An 11636-nucleotide genomic window follows, 5' to 3' on the forward strand; every position below is an offset into this window, starting at 1 on the left:
CGGTTAACCCCCAAATAAAAACTGTTTTGTTTCTTGTACAAGCGTGTCTAAGCAATTACCTAAACTGTGGTCGCTGTCGAGGGAAATCAACGTTGTCCAGGGTCGATCTTTACAATAATCTTCGCTTACTTGGATAGGTACTGTTTCGTCATGAATGCCGTGGAGAATTAACGTTGATATTGTATTTTTAAACGAATAATTTGCGTAAGTTTCTGCATCTTGAAAAAAGTTATAGTGGAGAGGGATTTCCCGCTGATAGCTGTAGTGAAACACCGGACGATAGATTTCTTTTTGCCATTCTGCGATGGTGGTTTCGCCTAAGCGACGACGCCAATTGGTGGTGAATTGGAAAGCCGGGGCCAGTAAAACAATTTTTTTAACCAGTTCTGGACATTGTTCCGCCAGAATTGCCGCAGTGAGGCCCCCCAAACTTGAACCAATGATGTAACTGGGTTCTGTGAGCAGGGGTTTAAGCTGCGCCAGTTGTCGGGAAATGGTCAAGCCACTGAAATCGTCTTGATTGAGATCGGGAGTAATGCGATCAGGGATATGTTCGGCAAAATATTGGGCTTTGCGGGATTGGGGACTAGAAGCGAAGCCGTGGAGATAGAGGGTGCGGGTCATCAGCCAGGGAAACGAACAGCACAGACCATCATCTAATATTTTGGGTGTTTGGGCGAAGGGCGATCGCCTTTCTATTCGTCATCAAGAGTCTCAAGAATCGCATTTTCATAAAGATCAGCCACAGCTCAATACTGGGGAGCCAAAAGGTTTCGTCGGGGCCGTAGTCGCTGTAGCCCCACATCCGGCCCGATTGCCGCTGGTAAAGGGCCACAGAAATTTGTTGACTGTCGATTAAAACATATTCCTGGAGGCTGGGGATTTACCGATAGAGCTTTAGTTTACGGCTTTGGTCATAGTTGGCGGTGCTGGGAGAAAGGACTTCTACAACCACCGTGGGATGCTGAATCTCCTTTGCTGTGTGATTACCGTTTCCATTGCGGTACAGGCTTATTAGCAGATAAGGTTTAATGTTGGCAGAGGGGTTAGCCTGCGTTTTTTGTTTATGGTGTTATGAATCAGCCGGATTTTTTGCGATTACAAAAAGCCTTATCCATCGAAGCAGAACGGGGCTTTCAGGATCTCCAGGGCCATCAGCATCGTTTTAGTGAATTTCTTTGCTTGAGTTTTGGCGCAGTTCCCCCGGCAGGCATTGATCCGGATCAGCGACGCCGGTGGCAAGCATTTGCCCAGAAATTTGCCGATTACCCCGTGGCAACGTTAGGCGATCGCCGTCTTTTGGTAGCTGGGGCGAGGCGTTTTTTGCAGCAACTTAAACAAGAACTAGAACAGCCAAGCCAGATTGCTCCCAAAGCGAAAGTGCCCCGCACCCAATCGGTTTGTGAAAGTAATGTCAAAAGTTCAACCTATGGTAAAAGAATTTCTCTGGATCAACCGTTGATGTATTTGCCTGGTATCGGGCCGAAACGCAGCAACCAATTGGCAAAGCTAGGTTTAGAGACGGTACGGGATGCACTCTTTTACTACCCCCGACAGCACATCGACTATGCCAAACAGGTCGAAATCACTGACCTAGAAGCGGGAGAAACGGTGACCCTGGTGGGCCATGTGGTGCGTTGCAATATTTTTACCAGCCCGAAAAACCAGAAGCTCAGTATTTTCGAACTCTGGCTGCGGGATAGCAGTGGCCGCATTAAGCTCAGTCGTTTCTATGCGGGCACCCGTTACAGTAATCGGGGTTGGCAAGAAAAAATGAAACGGCAATATCCCCAGGGGGTGGCGATCGCCGCGTCGGGATTGGTGAAAAAAAATAAATATGGCCTCACCCTCGACAACCCAGAAATTGAGGTGCTCGACAGCAGTGGCGCTGATATTAAATCCCTGAAAATTGGCCGAGTATTGCCCGTTTATCCCCTCACGGAAGGGGTTCCCGCTGACCTAATTCGGAAAGTGGTCATTAACTCTCTACCTGCCATTGCGCAGCTTAAGGATGCTTTTCCCACCGCTTTTCGGGAGCAACATGGGCTGATGAAACTCCAAGAGGCGATCACCAATATTCATTTCCCAGAAAATGCCGAAATTCTCCAGCAGGCGCGGCAACGGCTGGTTTTCGATGAATTTTTCTACCTGCAACTGGGTTTCCTCCAGCGGCGGCAACAGGAGAAAGCGAGCCAAAAAAGTGCTGTGTTTATTCCCCAGGGGGAACTCATTAAACGTTTTGAAAAACTGCTGCCCTTCCAACTTACCAACGCCCAGCAACGGGTGATCACTGAAATTCTTGCGGATCTGGCCCAGTCAACGCCAATGAATCGCCTTGTCCAGGGGGATGTGGGGGCCGGGAAAACCGTTGTGGCAGTCTTTGCAATCCTCGCCGCGATCCAGTCCGGCTACCAAGCCGCTCTCATGGCGCCCACCGAAGTCCTTGCCGAGCAGCATTACCGGAAATTGGTGGGCTGGTTTAACTTGCTCCATCTGCCCGTAGAACTGCTCACGGGCTCGACAAAAACGAAAAAACGCCGGGAGATCCACAGCCAACTAAAAACGGGAGAACTTAAAGTTCTCGTCGGTACCCACGCCCTGATTGAAGATCCGGTACAGTTTCAAAACCTTGGTCTGGTGGTGATCGACGAACAACACCGCTTCGGCGTCCAACAACGGGGGAAACTCCTCGCCAAGGGGAAAGCGCCCCACGTCCTCACCATGACCGCCACCCCGATTCCCCGGAGTTTGGCCCTCACCCTCCATGGAGATTTGGATGTTAGTCAAATTGATGAACTGCCCCCCGGTCGTCAACCCATTGATACGCGGGTGATTAAAGGAGGCGATCGCCACAAAGCCTATGAACTAATTAAGCGGGAAGTAGCCCAGGGTCGCCAAGCCTACGTCATCTTTCCGCTAATTGAAGAATCCGAAAAACTCGAAGCCAAGGCCGCCGTCGCCGAACACCAAAGGCTTTCTGAGCAAGTGTTCAAGAGCTTTAACGTGGGTCTGCTGCACGGCCGCATGAAATCCGAGGAAAAAGACGCCGCCCTCAATGCTTTCCGCGATAACCAAAACCACATTATTGTTTCCACCACCGTGATCGAAGTGGGGGTTGATGTACCCAATGCGACGGTAATGCTGATCGAAAATGCCGAACGCTTTGGCCTCTCCCAGTTGCACCAGTTGCGGGGGCGCGTCGGTCGGGGTCAACATCAATCCCATTGTTTGCTCGTCACCAATAGTAAAAATCCTGATTCCCAAACTCGTCTCCGGGTGTTGGAGCAATCCACCGACGGTTTTTTTATCTCAGAAATGGATCTACGCCTGCGGGGGCCGGGGGAAGTGCTGGGGACGAAACAGTCGGGGCTACCAGATTTTGCCCTAGCCAGTCTGACAGAAGATCAAGAAGTGCTCCTCATCGCCCGACAAGCGGCAGAACAATTGCTCAAAATCGATCCTCTCCTCGAACAATATCCCTTGATGCAACAGGAACTCCAGCGCAAATATCAAAAATTGTTGGGGGCTGACGTCCTGACCTAGGGGGCAACATCACTGGTTTTTTTCAGACAGAAACTCCCTCCTAAAATTAGGGAAGCGCCCAGGATAATATTTACGGAAAGTTCTTCTTGGAAAAAGACGATGCCACAGACAATAGTGCTTAAAATTTCGAGATAACAGAGTAGGGCTGTGGTCGAAGCTTTGAGCTTACTGAGGGCAGAAAAAAACAGCATAAAACCAATAATCCCGATGGAAATGCCGTAAATCCCCCCCATGGTGAATTGAAAAAGGTCGGGCCAAGGTTGAGTTCCCAGCAGAAAAGGAAAGGAAACAACGCCAGCCACGAGGTTTTGGTAAAAAATCAGCCGATATACCGAAAAATCAGCGGCTTTAACTTTGTACATCACCACGGTAGACGCTACCAAAACGGCAGCAATGAGAACGCTGGTAAGACCCAGAAAGCTCCGGCTTGATAGACTGATTTCTGCATCAGCGTAGATGACGATAATCCCCAAAATGAAACAAGGCAATAGCCACAGATTACGGCGGGGAATCGTTTCTTTGAGAAAAATCCAACTCAATAGGGTCGTAAATAGGGGCCAGGTGTAGAGGATCACGACGGCACTGCTGAGGTCGGCATAGCTAAAGCCAATGATGTAGCACAGTCCCCGCACGGCATCGAGAAAGGAAATGAGCAACAAAAAAGGGGTTGCGCCCCAAAAAAGGGGTTCCCGACGGTAGAGGAATAAGCCTGAGACGAAGATTAGGGGAATGCCCGCCCGAAAAAAGGTCATCACGAGGGGAGACAAAGCGGCCAGTTTGATAAAGACGCCGGAGGTTCCCAAAATCAGGGTGGCGATCGCCAATTGCAGTACAGGACTCATCAAAGGTTTTTAGACAGTGTAGAAAACAGGCCACAGAGACCGACCTATGTAAGGTAACCCCCAACAACCCCTAGCGCTAGCCTCTGACAAAATCAAAAACAACATGATCGCCCAAAAATAGTTAATTAAATTCTCAATAATATTGAAAAACTCTTTTATTAGTAGATTGTACTTAAACGAACCTGTTATCTTAGAAAAGTTGAAATAACAGTGATTACATGCAAGCGCTGGAGCACACTATGACACAGACTCTCACCGCCCAGGATGCCTTTCGGGCCGCCTACGAAAACCGTTACACTTGGGATCAAGATTTTCCTGGCTTTACTGCCACCGTTACCTTTACCCATGCCGACCAGAGCTACATCGGCACAGTAGCCATCAAAGCCGATATGTCCTTTGAGGTCACAGGGATTGAAGCCGAAGCAGCAAAAAAAGAAATCGAAGGTCAACTGTGGGAAATCACTGTCCACCGAGTACGCCGCTCCTTTGAAGACAGCCACGGCAAAAATAGCTTTGAATTTGGCGAAAAGTTTGCCGACGGTGCCCAGGAAATCCAAGTGACTGGCGCGTCCATGGGGAATTCCTACAAAATCAAAAATAATGTTGTTACCTTTGTGAACCGCAAAATCCGCGACATCATCGTTAACATCAATACCTTTGACGTGCTCAATACCGACGAAGGCTATCTTTCTTTGGGCTATGATTCCGTCTACTTTGATGCGGCCACCAAAGAACCCAAAGCGGGTAAGAGCCTTTTCCAGGATAGCTTCGAAAAAGTTAGCGGTTACTATGTCCTCACCCGTCGGGAAATTACCTACCTAGAAAACGATCAAGAAGTTGATAAAAAAGTGTTTACTTTCACTGATATTCAATTTTAGAGTGTGACCTAGGACATCATGTCGTTCTATTTGTGGCGAACTAACTTTTTTCCAGATTTTGTTCCCAAAGTTCAGCAAAGTCTTTAGCACAAATAGGACGACTATAATAATAACCTTGTAACTTGTTACAACCAACACTTTTGAGATAATTAACTTGCTCAATAGTTTCTACTCCCTCTGCAATGACTTCTATCTGTAAGCTATGGGCAAGGGCAATGATAGAGTTGGTAATTGCAACATCGTCTTTGTCTAGGGGAATGCCGCGAACAAAAGATTGATCTATTTTTAAATAATCTAAAGAAAAACGCTTCAGATAGCTCAAAGAAGAAAAGCCAGTCCCAAAATCATCCAAAGCAGTAATCAAACCAAGATTGTGTAAATCCTCTAAAGTCTTCACTGCGTTTTGTATATTGTTAATCAATAATCCTTCTGTAATTTCCAATTCTAATTGATTTGGTTTAAGAGAAGTCTCTTTTAAAATCTTGGAAACATCATCCACCAACTGAGGCTGTTGAAATTGTTTTGCTGATAAATTAACAGCCACGCAAAGTTCAGGAAAACCATCTTTAGTCCATTGTTGATTTTGGTGGCAAGCAGTTTTAAGAACCCAATCACTGATGTTGATAATTAAATCACTTGCTTCTGCAATGGGGATGAATATACCAGGGGATATAAACCCATGTTCATGATGACGCCATCGCAATAAAGCTTCAGCACCAGTAATGTTTCCTGTTTTGACATCAATTTGTGGTTGGTAAAAAAGTTCTAACTCTTCTCTCTCTAAAGCACGATATAAATCTCTCTCTAACTGAAAACGGCTGCGTAATTTTTCATTGGTTTCCACCGAATAAAAGCGATAAATATTCCGCCCTTCTTCCTTGGCTAAATTGAGGGCGGTTTCTGCTTGATTGATAATTTCTTGGGGCTCTACCTTACCTTCATCATAAACAGTGATTCCCATAGTCGCACTTAGATAAATATCTTCATGTTTGACTGTCATTTTTTGATTGATGATAGTTAAGAGTTTTTGAGAGTATTTTTCTAAATCCTCTAAAGATATTAAATGTGGGTAAATAATCGCAAATGTATCGGTATTTATTTTTGCCAATAAGTTAGTATCACCAATTGCCTGAGTTAATTGTTGAGCAATTGTTCTTAAAATTAAATTCCCATAGTCTCTACCTAAATGAGTATTGATATTGGTGAAATTGTCTAAATCTAGCAATAATACGGCTAAGGATTGATTGCGACATTGAGCATTTTGAATTTCTTTTTGTAGTAGTGCTTGAAATAAATGGAGATTCGGCAAGGATGTGATGCGATCGTAGTTTTTTAATTGTTCGATTAATTCATCCAATTTAGAAATCGTATATAGGGTATCGGCCATTAAAACGCCTACTTCGTCTTGAAAATGCGTTGGCAGCTTTGGGATTTGATTGTTTTCTAAATATTTCCTTAAACCTTTTGCTGTAACACTGATAGGCAATAAGAGTTTTTGTAACGTAAAAAGAGTAACAGCTGTTCCAATTAATGTAGCGAGGAGTGCGACTACTAAAACGCGAATTTTTGTATCTGTACTTAGGGTGGTAACGCTAATGGAATAAAAGAACAAAGTCAATAATGGTATATGAGTTCCTAGAAACGCCACTAACATTATCTTGCCTAAATAGCTCTTGGGACGACTGAGCCTAGAAATATTGGCGTACCAATTAAGCTGGTATTTTTCGTATTTTGCTTTGTATTGATTTACCATATAAAAAAATATTTTGTTTACAGGCTATTGAAATGATAATAACATTCAATTATTTCAACCAGAATGCATATTGCATAAAATAAATATTTGTTGCGATTTGATAATCCCAACACAGCAGAGAGTCAGGAGAAAAGAAAAATAAACTCTAGAACAATAAATGAGCTATTTTTTACGACTAAAAACAAATTTAAAGTTTATAAATTTCCAATAATCTATTTTTATCAAAGGTCATTAAAAGGACTTCCAAGAAACAATAAAAATATGTCTCTTCGTTCTCGAAATCCCTTGAAATTGGAAGACGAGAGAGACTTTTAAGTGGTCTGTTGGTTAGCTTAGGCAATGGCCTCACCATTTTTCAAACGTTTGAGTTTGTACTCAATCGCTTCGATAACGGTCTCAATCACAAAAACACGGGCATAAAGTTTGTCATTGGCCGGCACAATCGTCCAGGGGGCTGCGGGGGTGCTGGTGCGGGCGATCGCCTGATTAATGGCTACTGCATATTGATCCCATTTTTCTCGGTTGCGCCAATCTTCGTCGGTCAGCTTATATTTTTTGAAAATATTGTCCTGTCGTTGCTCAAACCGTTTTAGTTGTTCATCCGGGTCAATGTGGAGCCAAAATTTTACAAGCACATAACCCTTATGAATTAGCTGGGCTTCAAACTCATTGATTTCGCGATAGGCCCGCTTCCATTCGGCTTCCGTCGCAAAGCCTTCGACCCGTTCAACTAAAACGCGCCCGTACCAACTGCGGTCAAAAATACCAATCGTCCCCATACCGGGTAAATGGCGAGAAAAACGCCAGAGGTAATGGTAACGGTTTTCTTCTTCGGTAGGCGCACCAAAGGCATCGACTTTGTAGCTACGGGGATCGAGGACATCGGTTAAGCGTTTAATGGCCCCCCCTTTGCCCGCAGCATCCCAGCCTTCAAACAACAGCAGAACTGGTAATTTTTCTTGGTGAATCTTGAGTTGCAGTTGCCGTAATTTAATTTGGGCCGCCCGGAGACGTTTTTTGTAGTCTTTGTCCTCTAGTTCTAGGCTTAAATCCACCTTGGCAAGAAAGTCTGGTTCCGTGGGCAAGAGTTGGGACTGGGGACGAATATGAACCGCTTCAGGGAGGGTGATTTTGCGACGATCTAGGGCTTCGATAATGGTCGCTACCAATTGGGAGAGCACCTTGATTTCCGACCACCGGTAATCGTTGCCCTCGACAAGAATCCAGGGGGCGGCACCGGTGCTGGAGTAGATCAACATTTCCTCCGCGAGGTGCCGATATTCTTTGTAGTTTTTCGCTTGTTGCCAATCTTCAGGACGCACTCGCCAGGCTTCTAATTCATCGGCTTCGGCGCTTTTGAGGCGTTTTTTTAATTCCTTTTGGGACAGATGAATCCAAAATTTGGCGATCGCCATGCCATCATCCACCAGCTGCCGCTCAAAAGCATTAATTTCCCGCGTCACCAGGGGCACTTCCACCGGATCCAGCCGCTCAAACAGACGGTCTTCGAGGACGTGGGTGTACCAACTGTGGTAGAAAAAAGCGATGCTCCCCTTCGCCGGGAGCTTATGCCAAAAGCGCCAAAGGAATGGATATTGCTTCTCACGGGCTGAGGGTTCAAAGATCGGTAACACCGAAAACCCACGGGGATCCATGTAGTTGGTCATTTTTTTGACTAAAGCGCCCTTGCCAGCCGCCGCCCAGCCTTCGAGGACGACCGTTACGGGTAATTGGTGCTGCCAACAGGCATTTTGCAAAGACCGCAATTGCTGCATCAACTCCTCTAATTGTTCTTTGTAGGTGTCCTTTGCTAGGGTTCGCTTTAGATCAAGGGTATTTAACACGCGCCTTTTGCATTCCAAGAGTGCTTCACTACAAATTATGAATAAGGACACCCCGCGCCATGGTTATCGTGACAAAAACTGTAATGTGAGGGGGCTGACTTTTCCCGTAGGGCGATCGCCCCATTTAGACCTCACCAGAAAGTGAGCTATTCTGAAAAGAAAACGTGCGAAAATAGCGCCTAACAGCCAATCACCTTGTATTCGTTGTATTGTTTCATTCTGCACATCCTGGCAAGATTTCATGGACATTGAAGCTTTTAGCGAGCTTTTCCCCCTCTTTAGCACCGCAAACCCCGAAACCATCGAATGGCTCCTGTCTGTCACCACCGAGCATGACTATCCCGCCGAACGAACCGTCTTAATGGAAGACTCCTGGGGCAATGCCGTCTATTTCATCGAATCCGGCTGGGTTAAGGTGCGCCGCCTCACAGGGGATGGTGAAACTGTGACCCTCGCAATTATGGGCAAAGGTGATTTTTTTGGGGAAATGTCAGTACTAGATGAATCGCCCCGTTCCACGGATGTGGTGGCCCTTTCGCCAGTCAAACTGTTTAGCGTTTCGGCCCAACGGTTTATCCAGCTACTGTTTAAAGACCCCCAATTGCACCACAAAATGCTGCAACTCATGGTGCGCCGCCTCCGTAATGCCAATGCCCGGTTTTCTTGGCGCAAGCAGCCCCCCGCCCTCAAGTTAGTCAAAACTCTCCTCCTCCTGGCAGAAAACTACGGTCAACCGACGGAACAGGGCCTAGAAATTATTCAATTGTCGGTGTCTGACCTGGCCGATGTGGCTGATATCAGCACGAAAGAAGTTGAGATGATTCTGTCTAAACTGGAAGGGAAAGGGTGGATCGAAATGGGTGAAGGTCGCATTCATTTGATCAACTTTAAGCAACTGACAAATTTAGCCAACCGAGCATAGGAGTAAATTTTTTCTGATGGTTCATACGGCAACTTCCATGGCAACGCCAGCCCCAAGCGCGCAAAATACGGTGGCGATCGCCTATCAAGTGGCAATGCCCCAACCCCAAACCCACCTATTTGAGGTAACCATTCACATTAGCCAATGGGAAGCCGCAGTTTTGGATCTAAAAATGCCCGTATGGACGCCTGGCTCCTATATGGTGCGCGAATATTCCCGCCATCTCCAGGATTTTCGGGCGACTACAGCGGCAGGTGTTGACCTCAGTTGGCGCAAAGTGACGAAAAACCACTGGCAAGTTGAAACCACTGACACCTCAGACATCCAAGTCCACTATCGGGTTTTTGCCAATGACCTCACCGTCCGCACCAATCACCTCGATGGAACCCACGGTTATTTCAACGGTGCGGCTTTATTTTGCTTTATTCCGGGCTACCAAGACCAAGCTTGCACTCTGACCGTCGAACCGCCCCACATCGCCTGGGAAGTGAATACCACCTTGCCTCTGATCGAAGACCAGGAAAATTGTTTCTGGGTCGAAAATTTTGATGTGTTGGTGGATAGCCCTGTGGAGGTGGGTCTCCATGAAAATTATGAGTTCCTCTGTGAAGGGAAGCCCCACCGTTGGGTCGTTTGGGGGGAAGGCAATTTTGAAGCGGAAAAGGCGATCGCCGATACCAAAAAAATCATCCAGACCGAAGCCAAAATTTTCGGCGGCGAGTTGCCCTACGACGAATATATGTTTTTGTTGCACCTGTCTGGCAGTGGCTATGGCGGCCTCGAACATAAAGAAAGTTGCTCTTTAAACTATCCCCGGTTTGGCTTCCAAAAATCTGACCAGTACAACCGCTTTATGCAGTTGGTGGCCCACGAGTTTTTCCACCTCTGGAATGTGAAGCGCATTCGCCCCAAGGAACTCGAAACCTTTGACTACGAAACAGAAAATTACACCCCTTCCCTTTGGTTTGCCGAGGGTGTGACCAGTTACTATGATCTGCTCATTCCGTTGTGGGCTGGCATCTATGACAAGGCCTTTTTCCTTGAAAGCCTCAGCAAGGACATCACCCGCTACCTCCTCACCCCTGGGCGTTTGGTGCAGCCCCTGGCCGAATCGAGTTTTGATGCCTGGATTAAGCTCTACCGCCGCGAGGCCCATAGCAACAATAACCAGATGTCCTACTATCTCAAGGGGGCTCTCGTGGCAATGCTGCTGGATCTCAAAATCCGCGATCGCCACCAAAACCAAAAATCCCTAGATGATGTGTTGCGGATCATGTGGGAAAAATTTGGCAAACCAGAAATTGGCTTTACTCCGGCCCAAGTGGAACAGGTAATTAGTGAGGTGGCGGGCTTTGACCTGAGTGATTTTTTCCACGAATTTCTTCACACCACGGCAGAACTTCCCCTCGGCGAAGCCCTTGAAACCTTCGGTCTACAAATCAAACCCGTCTACACCAACAAAGATCTCCCCTACCTGGGTCTCACCGTCACCGACCAAAACAATCGCACCCTAGTGCAAACGGTCAATGTTGATTCCCCGGCCTATCAAGCAGGCATTGATCCAGAAGATGAACTCCTGGCGATCGCCAACTATCGCACCAATGCCGAACAACTCAACCATCGCCTTCAGAACTACCAAGCAGGTGATACAATTTCGATCACGATTTTTCACCAAGACCAACTGAAAACCCTTGCCGTCACCCTCGCTGCCCCCCAACCGAGCAGTTATCAAGTCGTGAAAAATCCCCAAGCCTCTGCCAAGCAGTTGCAAAACCTCAAGGGCTGGCTGAATCCCAAAGATTCAGGTGCGGTAAGATAAATTCCTTGCTTCATTATTCTTTCTGTAATTCATTT

General features: G+C 46.6%; 8 protein-coding genes. 4 read left to right on the plus strand and 4 right to left on the minus strand.

What is annotated here, in order from left to right:
- Positions 1-3: 3 nt before the first annotated feature.
- On the minus strand, positions 4-624 hold the full coding sequence (locus AWQ23_RS09445) for a YqiA/YcfP family alpha/beta fold hydrolase (RefSeq protein WP_062434783.1): 621 nt from the start codon (positions 622-624) through the stop codon (positions 4-6).
- 450 nt (positions 625-1074) lie between these two features.
- Between AWQ23_RS09445 and recG the strand changes: the two genes are divergently transcribed.
- Positions 1075-3543 carry an ATP-dependent DNA helicase RecG gene (gene recG, locus AWQ23_RS09450; protein ID WP_062434786.1) on the plus strand — a complete coding sequence of 823 codons (2469 nt, stop codon included), beginning with the start codon at positions 1075-1077 and terminating at the stop codon, positions 3541-3543.
- Here the strand turns inward: recG and AWQ23_RS09455 are convergent.
- Positions 3540-4385 (minus strand): DMT family transporter, encoded by an 846-nt coding sequence (locus AWQ23_RS09455; protein ID WP_062434788.1) that lies wholly within the window; start codon positions 4383-4385, stop codon positions 3540-3542. The two genes, recG and AWQ23_RS09455, sit on opposite strands and share 4 nt — an antisense overlap.
- A 239-nt stretch (positions 4386-4624) precedes the next feature.
- Here AWQ23_RS09455 and AWQ23_RS09460 point away from each other — a divergent pair, with 239 nt between their 5' ends.
- Positions 4625-5263 (plus strand): DUF3386 domain-containing protein, encoded by a 639-nt coding sequence (locus AWQ23_RS09460; protein WP_062434790.1) that lies wholly within the window; start codon positions 4625-4627, stop codon positions 5261-5263.
- Positions 5264-5303: 40 nt separating this feature from the next.
- Here AWQ23_RS09460 and AWQ23_RS09465 read toward each other — a convergent pair whose 3' ends face one another.
- Complete coding sequence (locus tag AWQ23_RS09465) at positions 5304-7016, minus strand: bifunctional diguanylate cyclase/phosphodiesterase (RefSeq protein WP_062434793.1); 1713 nt, start codon at positions 7014-7016, stop codon at positions 5304-5306.
- Between the two features lie 332 nt (positions 7017-7348).
- Complete coding sequence (pap, locus tag AWQ23_RS09470) at positions 7349-8860, minus strand: polyphosphate:AMP phosphotransferase (protein ID WP_062434795.1); 1512 nt, start codon at positions 8858-8860, stop codon at positions 7349-7351.
- A gap of 241 nt (positions 8861-9101) precedes the next feature.
- On the opposite strand from pap, the gene AWQ23_RS09475 reads away from it, so the two are divergent.
- Together AWQ23_RS09475 and AWQ23_RS09480 are read left to right on the plus strand one after the other, a co-directional pair.
- Positions 9102-9782 (plus strand): Crp/Fnr family transcriptional regulator, encoded by a 681-nt coding sequence (locus tag AWQ23_RS09475; RefSeq protein WP_062434797.1) that lies wholly within the window; start codon positions 9102-9104, stop codon positions 9780-9782.
- Between the two features lie 16 nt (positions 9783-9798).
- The gene (locus AWQ23_RS09480; RefSeq protein ID WP_062434800.1) at positions 9799-11601 is read left to right on the plus strand and encodes a M61 family metallopeptidase; all 1803 of its coding nucleotides are present in this window, start codon (positions 9799-9801) and stop codon (positions 11599-11601) included.
- Positions 11602-11636: the final 35 nt, after the last annotated feature.

The sequence above is a fragment of the Picosynechococcus sp. PCC 73109 genome (assembly GCF_001521855.1).
Lineage (GTDB): Bacteria > Cyanobacteriota > Cyanobacteriia > Cyanobacteriales > MRBY01 > MRBY01.